The sequence below is a fragment of the Bradyrhizobium sp. LTSPM299 genome, from assembly GCF_000938235.1.
GTDB lineage: Bacteria > Pseudomonadota > Alphaproteobacteria > Rhizobiales > Xanthobacteraceae > Bradyrhizobium.
Genome location: NZ_JYMU01000087.1, coordinates 77,201 through 92,039, shown reverse-complemented (window position 1 = coordinate 92,039; position 14,839 = coordinate 77,201). Strand labels below are relative to the sequence as shown.

Here is a 14,839-nt window from a genome sequence, read left to right as displayed (position 1 = left end):
TGTTGCGCTGATAACCGCATGCCCGATGTCAAAAATGCCCGTGAAGTCCCCGCCGTCGAGCCGGTTTGGGATCAGAACCGGGCCTCCTGGGATGAAACGACGCCGTCCGGGACGATCGGTTGGCTGCGCGGGATAGCCGGTCGGGACCGCAGGCTTTACCTGGCGGTCGTCGCGATCTCGCTTGCGACCGGCATCGTCAACGCGCTGTCGGCTGCGCAGGACGCCGCCTGGCGCGGAGGCGCCTACGATCTCCGGACGCCGTTGCTCTGGGAAACGTCCAGCGTCGCCATGATCGTCCTGCTGGCCCCGATCCTGTTTGTCGCTGTCTGGCGGATACGCCGCCTCTCGAGCTGGCCGCTGCGCATTGGGCTGGCGGTGGCGGCCATCATCGTTTTCTCGACGTTGCACATCGCGGGAATGGTCGGCATCCGCAAACTTGCCATGCTGTTGGCCCGCGGATCCTATGACTTCCACCTCTCGATCGAGACATTGCTTTACGAGTTTCGCAAGGACCTCGTCACCTGCGCGCTGATCGGCGGCATCGTCTGGCTGATCGACAACCGTAGCCAAGCGCAACAGGCCCAGCAAAAGTTGGCATCGGCCGCTTCGCCGCTGGCGCCGCCCGACACGATCTGGCTGCGGGACGGCATGACGCGGATCCGGATCGAGCCACGCGATCTCCTCTCGGTCAGCTCGGCCGGAAACTACGTCGAATACAGCCTGGCCAACGGCTCTAGCCACCTGATCCGCGGCACGCTGGCCGCGGCCGAAACGGAGCTCGCGCGGTTCAAGCTGGCACGCGTCCACCGCACCCGGCTCGTCAATCTCGCTCGCGTAACCGGTGTGGAATTGAAGCCGTCCGGCGATTTCGAGCTGAGCTGCGACAACGGGCAGATGATTCAGGGCAGCCGTCGCTATCGAAGTGCGATTGCCGGATTCGACCGCATTCAATCCGCAGGCTGAGGCGCCTCGTCACCGTGTCGTTCGCGCATCGCCGGCCTTTCTCCCTGACTATCAATAAGTTATGGCAGCACCGCGATTTGCCTGCAGGGGCCGGCGGCCGCACAAAATCCTTGATTTTTGCCCCACCGCTCATGTTAGAAGGCGGCCTCAACGTTTGACTGCGCCCCGCGGGGCATCGTCCAACCGACGCCGATCACCCTTTCGATGAGCCGCTTTGTCTGCCGAAGCTGATGAAGTCAGCCCACATCCGGTTGATGCGTATGGATCAATCGAGGGATCAATAAGGGATCACGATGCCTGAAGTCATTTTCACCGGCCCAGCTGGCCGCCTCGAAGGCCGTTACCATCCGGCCAAGCAGAAGAACGCGCCGATCGCGATGATCCTGCACCCGCATCCGCAGTTCCACGGCACGATGAACCACCAGATCGTCTACCAGTGCTACTATGCGTTCGCGCATCGCGGCTTCTCGGTGCTGCGCTTCAACTTCCGCGGCGTCGGCCGCAGCCAGGGCTCGTTCGATCACGGCACCGGCGAATTGTCTGACGCGGCAAGCGCGCTCGACTGGGCGCAGGCGATCAACCCGGAAGCGCGCGCCTGCTGGGTCGCGGGCTTCTCGTTCGGCGCCTGGATCGGCATGCAGCTTCTGATGCGCCGGCCCGAGGTCGAGGGCTTCATCTCGATCGCGCCGCCCGCCAATCTCTACGACTTCTCGTTCCTCGCGCCCTGCCCGTCGTCGGGCCTGATCGTGCATGGCGACAAGGATGCCGTGGTGCCGCCCAAGGACGTCAACACGCTGGTCGAGAAGCTGAAGACGCAGAAGGGCATCGTGATCGATCAGCAGGTCATCCCCGGCGCCAACCACTTCTTCGACGGCAAGCTCGAGCCGCTGATGGAAACGGTGACCGGCTATCTCGACATGCGCCTCGCCAACGTGCGTTGAGGCGGACGCAGTCCCGTAGATGGGTAACGGGCCGCGGTCTGCCTTCCAAGCAAGCCGCGCTCGCTAAGGCGCTATGGGTGGCGCGCTTCGCGCGGCTTGCTTGGAAGGCGGGCGGTCGTCCCTCACATTGATGGTGTGAACGGAGTCAGAGGGATGAGCCTCGCTCCAAGCATCAAGGAGAGACGACCATGGAGTATTATGCAGGAATCGACGTGTCATTGGAATGCTCGAGTGTTTGCGTTGTGGACGGGAGCGGCAAGATTGTTCGGGAAGCGAAGGTGGCCAGTGAGCCTGAGGCGCTGATCGGCTGGTTCGGCTCTCTTGGTTTCGACCTGGAGCGGATCGGGCTGGAAGCTGGCCCGCTGTCGCAATGGCTTTATGCGGCAATGCGGGAAGCGGGGTTGGCGGTGGAACTGCTGGAGACCCGCCACGTGCGTGATGCGTTCAAGGCGATGCCGGTGAAGTCGGACCGCAACGACGCGCGCGGGATCGCGCAACTGATACGGCTGGGCTGGTTCCGGCCGGTGCACTGCAAGTCGATGGATGCCCGCATGAGCGAAGCAACATGCGGGTCGCAACGAGTAAGATCCCGGATATCGCTTCGCTCATCCGGGCTACGAAGTAAGGCTCGCTACGCGGCGAGTTTCAAAAGATGCGCGTCATATCGCACGAGGAACGCGCGCAGCAGATCAGGATAATCGGGCGAAACGGCGTTGCGCACGCTCGGCCGCTGCGCCAGCGCCAAGCGCCATACGCGCAGCTTCGGCGTGTCGGCGAAGACAGCGAGATCGGTCAGCTCGTCGAACACGTCGAAATAACGGAAGATCGGCGCGAACACGGCATCGACCAGGCTGAAATTCTGGCCGGCGAAGAACGGGCCTGCGCCCAGCGCCGCCTCGACCCGCGCAAACTTCGCGGCCACCGCCTGCCGCTTGCTCTCGAAGGTCGCGGCATCGGTGGCGGTCTCAAGTCCCCAGAGATCGCCGAGGATGGCCGAGCCGAACTCCATCCAGGCGCGATGCTCGGCGCGAACCAGCGCATCCTGCGGATGCAACCGGGCGCCTGCTTGCGTCTCCTCGATGTATTCACAGATCACGTTGCTCTCGAAGAGCGCGACCTCCCTGCCGTCCTCATCAGTCACGACCAGCACCGGCACCTTGCCGAGCGGCGAGATCTTGATGAACCAGTCCGGCTTGTTGGCGAGATCGATGTCGATTCGCTCGAACGGCACGCCCTTTTCGAGCAGCGCGATGACAGCGCGTTGCACGTAGGGGCAGAGCGTGTGGCTGATCAGCTTCAGGGCGACCATGACGAACCTCGCATTCAATGCAGATGCATCTAACTACATGCAACTGCATTAAATCGTCAAGGTCGATGCATCTGCATCCAGATCAAGGCCGAGCGATAACCCCCCCGGTCATCGGCATCGGCACCCCCGTGGTGGCGGGATAGCTCAGCGGCAGGCCCTTCAGGCCGCGCGCGGCGAGGAAGCCGAAGGCCTGGGCTTCGATTGCATCGGACGCCCAACCTACCGTTCCGGCGGGCTCGACGGTCGCAGGTGCCAGCCGTTCGCGCAGCATCCGCAGCATGGTGAGATTGGAGGCGCCGCCGCCGGCGACGATCCAGCTCTTCGGCGGTTTCGGCAGCAGCGGCACGATGCGGGCAATCGCCGACGCGGTGAAAGCCGTTAGCGTTGCGGCGCCGTCAGCAGGCGCGATGGCGCCGAGCCTGAGGCTCGCGAAATCATTACGGTCCAGCGATTTCGGCGGCGGCAGCGCAAAGAACGGCAGCTTCAGAGCCTGCGCGATCCAGGCCTCGTCCGGCCGGCCTTGGGCTGCGAAGCGGCCCTCGGTGTCGAACGGCTGATGCATCTCGCGGAACATGAAATCGTCGAGCAGCGCATTGCCGGGCCCGGTGTCGCAGGCGATCAGCGTGTCCGTGCCGTCGATATAGGTGATATTGGAGACGCCGCCGATATTGACCACGACGATCGGCCCTTCGCGATGCAGCGATTGCGCCAGCGCGCGGTGATAGACCGGCACGAACGGCGCGCCCTGCCCGCCGGCGTCGACGTCAGCGGCGCGGAAATCATGCATCACCGGAATGTGGATCGCCTTGGCGAGCGCCGGACCATCGCCGATCTGCACCGTGAGCTTCCGCTCCGGGCGGTGCAGCACGGTCTGGCCATGGAACCCGACGATGTCGATATCCTGGCAGGAGATCCGGTGCTGCGCGGTGAAGTTGGCGACCGCCTCGGCATGGGCGATGGTGACGACATGCTCGGCCTGCCGCAGGATTCCCGGACGCGCGTCGCGCTGCGGCAGATGAACGGCCTCAGTGAGTGCCTGCCGCAGCAGGCTGCGCTCGCCATCGGTATAGGGCCGGTAACCCGACGGCCCGAACGCCTTGACCTGGCGCCCATCGGTTTCGATCAGCGCGACGTCGACCCCGTCGAGCGAGGTCCCGCTCATGAGTCCAAGTGCCGTCAGCATCATTGAAGGTCAAGCTCCGGCCGGAACCGCCGGCTTGTATCAAACAAGTACATCCTATAATGCCACAGCGCGTCCGCCTGCGGCAGCCTTTGCGCCAAGGTTCCGCAAATAGATGCAAAAACCGTAAAACAAGAATGATCTGAGTCGCAGAGAAATGACGGCATTTAAATCGGATTTCCTGAATACTTTACAGGAACGCGGGTTCATCCACCAGTGCTCCGATTTCGAGGGGCTCGACGCGCTTGCCGCGAAGGGCGAAGCGACCGCCTATGTCGGCTACGACTGCACCGCGCCGTCGCTGCACATCGGCAATTTCCTCTCCATGATGATGCTGTACTGGCTGCAGCAAAGTGGCAACAAGCCGATCACCCTGATGGGCGGCGGCACCACCATGGTCGGCGATCCCTCCGGCAAGGACGAGACGCGCGCGATCCGCACGATCGCAGAGATTGAAGCGAACAAGACGAGCATCCGCGGCGTGTTCGCCAAGGTGCTGCGCTACGGCGACGGGCATTCCGATGCGGTGATGCTCGACAATGCCGAATGGCTGACGAAATTGAACTGGATCGAGATGCTGCGCGATATCGGCCGGCACTTCTCGGTCAACCGCATGCTGACGATGGATTCGGTGCGGCTCCGGCTCGAGCGCGAGCAGGAGATGAGCTTCATCGAGTTCAACTACATGGTCTGTCAGGCCTACGACTACGTCGAGCTGTCGCGCCGCGTCGGCTGCCGGCTGCAGATGGGCGGCTCCGACCAGTGGGGCAATATCGTCAACGGCGTCGATCTCGGACGCCGCATGGGCACGCCGCAATTGTTCGCGCTGACCACGCCGCTGCTCACCACCGCCTCTGGCGACAAGATGGGCAAGACCGCGAAGGGCGCGGTGTGGCTCAACGCCGACCAGTTCTCGCCTTACGATTTCTGGCAATACTGGCGCAACGCCGAGGACGCCGACGTCGTCAAATTCCTCAAGCTGTTCACGATCCTGCCGATCGGCGAAATCAACAAGCTTGCGGCGCTCGGGGGCAGCGAGATCAACGAGGCGAAGAAGGTGCTGGCGACAGAGGCGACCGCCCTGCTCCACGGCCGCGATGCGGCGAATGAAGCCGCCGAGACCGCGCGCCGCACGTTCGAGGAAGGCACACTCGCCGAGACGCTGCCGACGGTGGACATTCCGCGTGGTGAACTTGATGCCGGCATCGGGGTGCTCGCGGCCTTCGTCAAGGCCGAGCTCGTCGCCTCCAACGGCGAAGCCCGGCGCCAGATCAAGGGCGGCGGACTGCGCGTCAACGACGTCGCCGTCACTGACGAGAAGATGCTGCTGACATCAGCCAGTCTCACGCCGGAAGGCGTCGTCAAGCTGTCGCTCGGCAAGAAGCGCCACGTCCTGCTCAAGCCTGCATAGGCGCATTCGCATTTGTCGGTTGTAGGGCGCGCCGAAAACGCGCTCCCTGCCCTCCGATGGATCAGAACACGCCCAGGGACGAAACGTTCACGACACCGCGCGAGCGAGTGCACGTCGCGTTGAGCGTGCTGGCGCTTTGCTTCGTGCTCGCGGTGATCGGCCGCGGCCTCAGTGACAGCTTTACTGTCTTCCTCAAGCCAATCTCGGAAAATTTCGGCTGGGATCGAGCACAAGTTGTTTCGGTCTATTCTTTGACCTGGCTTGCGAGCGGCCTGACCGCGCCATTTGTTGGCCGCCTGTTCGATCGTTCCGGGCCGCGCATCGTCTTTGCGCTTGGATTGTCGTTGCTCGGCGGCGCATTCCTGGTCGCAGCGCATGCGCAAGCGCTGTGGCAATTCCAGCTCAGCATCGGTCTTGGCGTCGGTCTCGGCACTGCGCTGATCGGCAATGTGCCGAATTCGATCCTGCTCGGCCGCTGGTTTGGCCCGCGGCTGCCGACCGCGATGGCGGTGATCTATTCGGCCGCGGGCACCGGCGTCCTGGTGCTGCTGCCGATGTCGCAAGTGCTGATCGACCGCTTCGGTTGGCGCAACGCCTATTTCTCGTTCGGCGCGGTCGCGCTCTGTCTCTTGCCCCCCCTGCTGCTGTTGCCCTGGCGGCTGCTCGCCAACGGCTCGCCGCATGTCGTCAGGAAAACCAATACGACGGCGATCGAGACGGAATGGACGCTGCTCGGCGCGATGCGCCACCACACCTTCTGGGCGCTTTTCTGCACCTTTTTCTTCACGGCGGTCGCAATGTACGCGCTTACCGCGCAGATCGTTGCCTACCTGATCGACGCCGGCTTCTCGCCGCTGACGGCAGCGACCGCGTGGGGATTTTCCGGCATCGCCACGATCATCGGCATGCTCGGCGTGACCACGCTCGACGGCATCATCGGCCGCCGGCCGTCGGTGCTGTTCAGCTACGGTGTCTCGATCGCCGGCATCATCCTGCTGTGGCTGCTGCAATGGCATCCAAACTACTGGCTGCTCACCGGCTTCGTCATCTGCTTCGGCAGCATGATCGGCTCACGCGGTCCGCTAATCACCGCGACCGCGCTGAAGATCTTCCGCGGCGAACGCGTCGGCACGATCTACGGCACGATCTCGATCGGCAGTGGGCTGGGCTCGGCGCTCGGCTCCTGGGGCGGCGGCCTGCTCCACGACTGGACCCACAGCTACAATCCGCTGATGGCGTTCGCGCTTGTCAACGTGGTGCTCGGAATGATTCCGTTCCTGGTGGTCCCGGCGCTGCGGCGCTAAACCCAGTACTCATAAAACCTGGGGCCGCAGCCTCTCCCCGCAGGCACATGGGGAGAGGCCGAAGGCCGTAACGTCTGCCGTTCAATCGGCGTCGCGGCAATCGTCGCGGTGGCCACCCGCGCAGGAGCCGCGCTCATGGGCTTCCTCCCGGCTATCGCCGGTGCCCGGCGTGAACGACACGCCACGGAGCGCCTCGCCGGAGTTCGCGGTTCGCAGCGTGACAAAGCGCTCGCCGGCCGGCAGCGTGGCCGCGGCAAGCGTGTCTGATATCATCACGAGCTTGTTCGGATCGGCACCCTGGTCGCCGCTGCCGCTCACGGTCGAGGTGATCGCCCAGATCGACACAGTGCCGTCGCGATTGACGCGGCCGGTAATGTTGCGCAGGCCATCGGTCGCCGGCGACCACGGCTTGCCGGTCGCGGCGTTGTTGCCGGTCGGATAGCCCTGCACCGTGTAGGGCACACCCAGGTCAAGCCCTGCCTGCAGGGTGTAAACCTGCTTCCAGACGCCGGCCGCGCTGCTGAACACCCACTTCTGCAATCCGGCTAACGTCTGCGCCTTGGCGGCGGTGTAGGTATTCGATGTCGGGTCGAACGTCACGGTACCGTTGCCCTCGTCGGTGACGTAGAGCGTGTTCGCGTCGGCGAACCAAATCCCGAACGGGAACGAAGTCGTGCTCTTGAGCGCAGTCGGAAAACCGCTCAGCACGCACATGTTGTAGGGCGTGACGCCCTGCGCCGCCAGCTTGGAACCATCGTAGAAAATCTGCGTCGTCGGCAGCGACGCCGATGGACCAGGCACGCCGACGCCGTTCGGGCACGCCTTCGGATTGCCGTTGGTGGCGTTGCCGGTGGTGTCGATGAAATACACCGTGTTGATTCCGTTGCCGCCGCTGCCCTTGGTCGTGTAGATCACGTCGTTGAACACGGCGAGACCGCGGAAATTGGTGTCCTTGCCGATCTTGTCGGCCTTCTGGCCGAGCTCGCTGATGTCAAAGCTGCCGAGCGGGAATGGCCCGCCCGGATCCGCCTGCCGGGCGAGCGGCGCGTCAGCCTCCGTCGCGATCTGCATGCCGGCGCCCGTGATCACCCCGGCGGGCTGCGGGTTGCCGCCATTGCCAGCGTTGCCCGACGTGTAGAACACACCGGCACCGTGCCGGTCGTTGAAGATCGCGGCGCGGCCGTTGTTGCCGCTATAGGCATTCATCTTGGTGAAATGGAAGCGGCCATTCTCGTCGACTTCAGCGACCATGCGGTAATAGGTGTTGGGCACCGGATTGGTCGGGTCGATCACATCAGGCGTGTTGGAGTTCGACACGTCGACGGCGCCGATCGGCGCAAGGTAGCCCATGAAGGTTACGGTGCGGTGATCGAGAGACAGATTGAGCGCGAGTTCGGATTTCGACGAGAAGCTGGTGACCATCTGGTCCTTGTCTTGCGAAATGCGGCGCTGGGCGCTGTTCGGTACCTCGAGCGACTGCACCTGCCTGCCGTCGAGCCGCAGTTCGTCGAGCGAGATCTTCGCGGTCAGGCCGAACGAAGCGTCGACGCCGGCGTTGTTGAACACCGTCGGATAGGTTCCGTCCGCCGTGGCGGTCACGCAATTGGGCGACACGCAGTTCGGCGGCAGTTGGGTGACGCCGGGCGTGATGGTGACGGCGTTGTTGACGAACACCGCGCGGCTCAACAGCAGATGACCCGGCCGGAAATGAACGTCGTCGCCATCTGCGCGCGCAAAACTGCTGGCCAGCGCGGTGGAGGCGAGCAGCGTGAACGCAAGAACGGGTTGAGACAGCGGAAGCCGCGCGAGCGGGCGCGATCCTTTGGCGAGCATTGCTATTCTCCCAATGTAAGATTTTTTCATGGCGAGGCCGCGTAACCGCCCGCCACGTCGACGGTCGTAACGTGCAATCTGTGGCCGGACTATTACAGGCGTGCGAACGAGATGCGACGAGTGTGGATAGCCCGCATTGCAATCATGGCGGGATGGTCATGACATCATCATTCCGGTTTCACATCCCCGTCGTGTCCGCAACGGTATTCAAGAGCCCTCTGTTTCTCCAGGGAGGGTCAGCAATGAATAGAATTGGGAAGCTCGCGATTGCAGTCTTGCTCGGCACGACCGCGCTCAGCACGGCCGTACGCGCCGACGATGACGACCATCGCGCCATCGAACATGTGCTCCTGATCAGCGTCGACGGCATGCACGAGGTCGACCTGCAGCGCTACGTCAAGGGACACCCGACATCGACCTTCGCCAGGCTACTGAGGCACGGTGTGCATTACACCAATGCGCACACCTCGCACCCGTCGGATTCCTTTCCGGGGCTGCTGGCGTTCATGACCGGCGCTTCGCCGAAGACGCACGGCGTCTTTTACGACGACACCTATGACCAGACCCTGTATCCGCCCGGAAGCAACTGCCAGGGCAAGCCGGGCACCGAAGCCACGTACTTCGAAGCGCTTGATTACGATCTGACCAAGCTCGACGGCGGCGGACCGGCGGATTCCGACCATATTAATCCGGCGAACCTGCCGCTGCGCAAGGTCGGCAGCGCGTGCCAGCCGGTTTATCCGCACGCCTACCTGAAGAACGACACCACGACGATCATGGAAATCATCCACGAGGCCGGTAAGCGCACGGCCTGGTCGGACAAGCACCCGGCCTATGAGATCATCAGCGGCCCCTCCGGCAAGGGCCTCGATGAGCTCTATGCGCCCGAGATCAATTCGACGAGCGTGCTTGCCACCGCACCCCAATTGATCCCGACACCCCAGGCGACTGACGATTGGACCGTGAACCCGGTCTACACCCGCTACTATGACAATCTGAAGGTCACCGCGGTGCTGAACTGGATCAAGGGCCTCGACCACACAGGGACGAAGACGGTTGGCGTGCCGGCGATCCTGGGCATGAACTTCCAGGCCGTCAGTGTCGGCGAGAAGGTCACGGCCGATGGCTACACCGACGCCAAGGGCACACCGAGCGCGCAGCTCGAATTGTCGCTCGACTTTGTCGACAGCTCGCTTGATCAAATGCTCGACCAGCTGGACAAGCAGCATCTCACCAAGACTACCTTGGTCATCGTCGGCGCAAAGCATGGCCAGTCGCCGATCGACGTGAGCCAGCTTCACATGCTGAAGGGCAGCACCAATCCGAGGCTGCTGCCGGGCCATGCCGACGTCGTCGACCCGGTCGACCTCTTGACCGCCGGCGGCGTCAAGGTGGCGCAGGAGACTGCCGACGACGTCTCACTGATCTGGCTGGCCGACCAGACCCAGGCGACGAAAGCCGTCGGCATCCTCGAGAACGACAAGGCCCTCCTGAACAAGGCCCGGATCGAGAAAATCTATGCCGGCGACGAGCTGAAGGACAAATTCGGCGACCCGGCCCAGGGTCGCACGCCCGACATCATCATCCGGCCGCTGCATGGCACGATCTACAGCAAGAGCGCCGCGAAGGTCTCCGAGCATGGCGGCTTCACCGATGACGATACCCACGTCCTGCTGGTCGTCGCCAATCCAGGCTTCGAAGGCGCTGTGGTCGATGACAAGGTCGAGAACAAGCAGGTCGCACCGACGATCCTGCGCGCACTCCGCCTCGACGCCAGAAAGCTGAAAGGCGCCCGCGCCGAGCACACCGTCGCCCTGCCCGGCTTCGACCGCTGAGCAAAACGACTGCGATCAAGGACTCATATCGACGGCGCCCGATCCAATCGGGCGCCGTTTTCTTATGTCATTCCGTTAGGTCGGCTTTTGAAACAGGAATCCAGAACAGCAATCCAGAGCCCCGTCCCGATTCCATCAGAACCAAAACGGCTCTAGTTATTCGTCGAAGGCAGGTCGGTCGGATTGTACTGCTTGAAATCGAATATCTTTCGCGTCAGGCCGGGCGCCAGCGCAGAGATCGGGTTGACGCGCAGCACTGGCTGGCTCGGCGTGCCGACGACCTCATAGGTCACGCCGATCAGGCCTTCATTGCTGCCGGCGCCGAGGAATATCCCGAAGAACGGAATCTGGCCGAACATGTTGTTCAGCCCGTACATCGGAATGAAGGTGCCGGTCATCCGGACCTGGTTGCCGACATAGTCGATGCTGCCTTCGATGGTCGCGCCGATGCTCGGTCCCTTGACGACGCCGTTGCGGATCGCGAGCTGGCCGCTCTGACGCGTGAACTCGGCGCGCAGCGCGTCGAACCCGATGCCGTTCTGCGTGCTCACCGGCCCGCCTGCGACGGCGCGGTCGAGCTGGGCTTCGCCCTTCACCGAGAAGCCCTGGATATTGATGAGGCCTTCCCTGGGACTCGGATCGGGCGTCGGCGGCTCCATCGCAAGCGTCAACTGGCCGCCGGCCACCTTCGAATAGGTGTCGATAAAGCGCAGGAACGCGCCGGCGTCGCTGGTCTGCAGGTAGATCACCTCGCGTCCCTGCTGACGGCCGCGCATGTCGGCGGTGACGGGCGTATCGCGCCCGACCTTGCCGTTCAGCATGAACGCCTTGATGAAACCGTTGCGGCGGGACATCTTGGCGTCGATGCTACGGATCGCCTCGCCGTTGAAGCCCGCCACCGCGCCGAGCTTCACGTCGATGTCGAAGTCGACGTTCTTGGTCTTGCTCTTGGCGTCGGTTTCACGGCCGGAGATCGCCGATTTCAGGAAGCCTCGGCCGTCGAAGACATCGCCGCGCATCGTCACCTTCATCACGCCGTCGGGCCCGCGATCGGCCCGCAGCGACGTCTTGTCGCCTTCCGAAGGCGCATAGACCGGGAAGTTCGCGTTCATCAGGTCGCCGTTGAGGTCGACCTCGAGCGCGCCCTTGATCGAGACGCCGCCGCCTTCGACCGAAATGTCCTCGAACCGGGTCGACTGCGGTTTCGGCACCACGTTGAAGGTCGCCTTGGCCGCCTTGCCCGATGCCTTGACCCAGCCCGGCAGGATGTTGTCGAGCTTCAGCGCGGTCAGGTCGGCCTCGATACCCATCTTGGTGTTGTTGTCGCCGCTGCCGATCTTGCCGATCAGCTTGATCGGGATCGCGCCTGAAACGGCCGGGCCGAGATCCAGCCCGAGCCGCGCGCGGCTCGCGTCATCAAGCGTTGCCTGCAGCTTGACATCAGCATCGCCCTCGGCCGGCTTGCGGTAGTCGAGCGAGGCCGGCTGGCCGTTGATCTTGACGTCACCCTTGACCTGATAGCCGGCGTTGTTGGCAATCACCTTCAGCGTGTTGGCCTCGAGCTTCTGGTTCATCACCAGTTTGTCGACGGCCACGCCGGCGACGTCAGCCGTGACGGAATAGATCGTATCGGCCTTGGTCAGCTCGCCCTTGACCGGCATGGAAAGATTGAACACCGCTGAGACGTTGCCCTTGCTGGCGTTGGGATCGATCGGCGGACCGGAGACATCGCTGAGCCGGTCGGAGGCGAGGATCTCCGCGGCGGCCGGCACCGGGCAGTCGACCCGGAACTTGACCCTCGAGGGCGACGGTTTTGGCGCCATGTCGGGCACCTCGAAGGTGAAGTCCGACAGCGCGATCTTGCGGCCCGACGGCGTGTCGGCAATGCCCTGGCCGATGGTCACGGTCGCGGTGCGGCCGGTCACCCTGGCCTTCAGGTCGGCATCATGCACCGCGGGCATCTTGTCCACTGGGCGCACCGTGACGCCGGATGCGACGATGTTGACGGAGAGACCGTCATCCGGGATCGGCGGCCCCTTGCGGGACAGATTGTGCACCGGCGAATTGACGCCGACATCGATGCGCTGGAGCGTGCCGCGGTCGATCCGCTCGATCACCCATTCGCGCACTTCGGGTACGATGATGGTCGGCCACATCCGCTTCAACGCGGAGGCCGACATCGGCGTGCCGGCGAACCCGAGCTGCAGCCGCGCCTCGCCGGAATAGTCGATGCTGCCGGTACCGGCGACGCCGATCTCGCCGTTGCTGATGTCGGCCTGGGTCAGCATCACACGCTTCTTTTCGGTGTCGAAGCGAAAGGCGACGTTGATGCGGTTGAAGATCAGCGGCGGCTCGTTATCGATGCCGGCCAACACGATGGTGCCGCCCGACAGGCCGGCCTGCCAGTCGGTGACATTGTCGTTCGGCGGCTCGAGGTGACCGAGCAGCGTGATGCGGTTGGCTCCGGAGACGATCTTGATCGGCGCGAGCAGCACGCGCCGTCCCGAATCCCATTCGAGGCTCATCTCGGCGGAATCGATCGCCATCGGATAGCTCGGCGTATCGGTGTCGATAATGTTGCCGGCTCCCGTGGTGATCTTGCCGCGGAAGTAGGTCGGCAAGCCGTCGCGGCCGAGTTCGCCCTTCAGTTCGCCCGATAGCGGCAGGTCGGCCGTATAGGTGAGGTCCTTGGTCCTGAGCGCGAGCAGAATGTCGCTGGCGGAGACCTTGTCGGCCTTGATGTCGACCGAGCGCACGCCATTCGTCTGCGGCCCGATCACCATGCGCACCGACCAGGGCTTGGCGCCCTCTTCGCCGAAGCTGAGCGCGACGCCACCGCTGCTCGGCCGCCGCAGGCTCAGGCTAATATTCTCAAAGCTCCATTTGTTGCCGCGCTGCTGGTCGTCGACGACGAGGTTGCCGTTCTTCAGGCCGATCTCATTGAGATTCTGGCCGTCGAGGCCGGTCATGCTGAGGCTGTCAAGCCAGTCGAGACCTGCGAGTAGGCCGTTCTGGGTTGGCTCGGGTGGTGCGGCCGCCGCGCTCTCGGGCGCGGCCGCCGGCGGTGCAGCAGGTCCCGGACGCGGGAACGTCGGCGCCAATCCCGCTTCCTTCTTGGACGCCACGCCGGTGGCAAGGGGCTTTGCGGTATCGCCGGCGGAGACCGTCACATAGCCATCCGGTGTGATCCGCACCGACAGTTCCGCGTCGACCAGATTGAGGCTTTCCGCCCGCAATTGCCCCATCAGCAACGCCGTTCCCGACAGCCGCACTTCGGCCTTCGGCGCGCTCGCGACGATTGCGTGGTCGCGGTCGCGGACGATGATGTCGCGAATGCGCACCGCGACCCTGATGCGGCCAGCGCGCTCGATCTGGGTCCCGCCGACCTCGACGGTATTGCCGTGACCGATGTTTTGCTCGATTGCGGCCGCGAGCCACGGCGTCGCGACGTCGAGATTGATCGGACCGGCGCCGAGCCGCCACCACAGCGCGCCAAAACTGGTCGCGAAAATCACCACCAGCACCGCGAGCACCAGTCCGATGCGCCGCAGCCAGCGCCCGCCGTTCAGCCAGCGCTGCAGGCCGGTGCAGAAGTCGCTGAAGCGATGCAGGTTGGTATTGGAGCGCGCAAGCAGCCGCCGCGCGCGGTGACCCGCCGCTTCATCCTGCTCGTCCCACGCGGCGTCGTCTTCCCATTGCGAGAATTCGGCCTCGGCGCGCGGATTCGGCCCCTGCGGCGGCGTATTCCTTGCCATTGCCTCTCGGTGCTGGCGGTGAGTTTGATTGCCGCCATCGGGGCGCCCGTCGATATGTATCGAGCGCTCCTGTGCCGGCATCGCGGCGTGTCCTTGGTTAATCGTGTTGTTCGCAAGCCGACCCAAGAAAGGACGAAACCAACCAATCAGAAGCCTGCTCAACGAGCGGACGGATAACGCGTCGAATTCCTTGTAACCATACTCCGAGGCCATCAAACTTGCCCAGCGGCGGATGCGAATCCGGCCGCTGCGAATGAGACCCGCAATACCCCAATGGTTGAGCCGCGGAAAGCGACGAAAGGAAGGCG

At 63.8% G+C, this 14,839-nt stretch carries 9 protein-coding genes and 1 pseudogene; 6 read left to right on the top strand and 4 right to left on the bottom strand.

All coding sequences use genetic code 11. The annotated features are described in order from the left end of the window. Positions 1-18 precede the first annotated feature (18 nt). The 3 genes and pseudogenes from UP10_RS38385 to UP10_RS43645 form a co-directional block, all read left to right on the top strand. Positions 19-963: a LytTR family DNA-binding domain-containing protein gene (locus tag UP10_RS38385; protein ID WP_063775434.1), complete on the top strand. Its 945-nt coding sequence runs from the start codon at positions 19-21 to the stop codon at positions 961-963. Positions 964-1,256: 293 nt separating this feature from the next. Continuing rightward, the gene (locus UP10_RS38380) at positions 1,257-1,904 is read left to right on the top strand and encodes an alpha/beta hydrolase (protein WP_016843213.1); all 648 of its coding nucleotides are present in this window, start codon (positions 1,257-1,259) and stop codon (positions 1,902-1,904) included. A gap of 188 nt (positions 1,905-2,092) precedes the next feature. Next, positions 2,093-2,443, top strand: a pseudogene (locus tag UP10_RS43645) (IS110 family transposase); the annotation flags it as partial. A gap of 92 nt (positions 2,444-2,535) precedes the next feature. Here the strand turns inward: UP10_RS43645 and UP10_RS38375 are convergent. Then, on the bottom strand, positions 2,536-3,213 hold the full coding sequence (locus UP10_RS38375) for a glutathione S-transferase family protein (RefSeq protein ID WP_044592363.1): 678 nt from the start codon (positions 3,211-3,213) through the stop codon (positions 2,536-2,538). Between the two features lie 82 nt (positions 3,214-3,295). Continuing rightward, positions 3,296-4,399 (bottom strand): anhydro-N-acetylmuramic acid kinase, encoded by a 1,104-nt coding sequence (locus UP10_RS38370; protein ID WP_044592362.1) that lies wholly within the window; start codon positions 4,397-4,399, stop codon positions 3,296-3,298. Positions 4,400-4,550: 151 nt separating this feature from the next. Between UP10_RS38370 and tyrS the strand changes: the two genes are divergently transcribed. Continuing rightward, positions 4,551-5,804, top strand: a complete 1,254-nt coding sequence (tyrS, locus tag UP10_RS38365) for a tyrosine--tRNA ligase (RefSeq protein ID WP_044592361.1) — start codon at positions 4,551-4,553, stop codon at positions 5,802-5,804. 56 nt (positions 5,805-5,860) lie between these two features. Beyond that, positions 5,861-7,108, top strand: coding sequence for an MFS transporter (locus UP10_RS38360; RefSeq protein ID WP_044592360.1), 1,248 nt, complete (start codon positions 5,861-5,863; stop codon positions 7,106-7,108). A gap of 81 nt (positions 7,109-7,189) precedes the next feature. Here the strand turns inward: UP10_RS38360 and UP10_RS38355 are convergent, their stop codons facing one another. Beyond that, the gene (locus UP10_RS38355) at positions 7,190-8,941 is read right to left on the bottom strand and encodes a hypothetical protein (RefSeq protein ID WP_063775433.1); all 1,752 of its coding nucleotides are present in this window, start codon (positions 8,939-8,941) and stop codon (positions 7,190-7,192) included. A 242-nt stretch (positions 8,942-9,183) separates the two neighbouring features. Here UP10_RS38355 and UP10_RS38350 point away from each other — a divergent pair, with 242 nt between their 5' ends. Continuing rightward, positions 9,184-10,776, top strand: a complete 1,593-nt coding sequence (locus UP10_RS38350; RefSeq protein WP_044592359.1) for an alkaline phosphatase family protein — start codon at positions 9,184-9,186, stop codon at positions 10,774-10,776. A 152-nt stretch (positions 10,777-10,928) separates the two neighbouring features. On the opposite strand, the gene UP10_RS38345 is transcribed toward UP10_RS38350, so the two are convergent. Further along, a complete protein-coding gene (locus UP10_RS38345; protein ID WP_044592386.1) occupies positions 10,929-14,612 on the bottom strand; it encodes a YhdP family protein in 3,684 nt (1,227 codons plus the stop codon). Positions 14,613-14,839 lie beyond the last annotated feature (227 nt).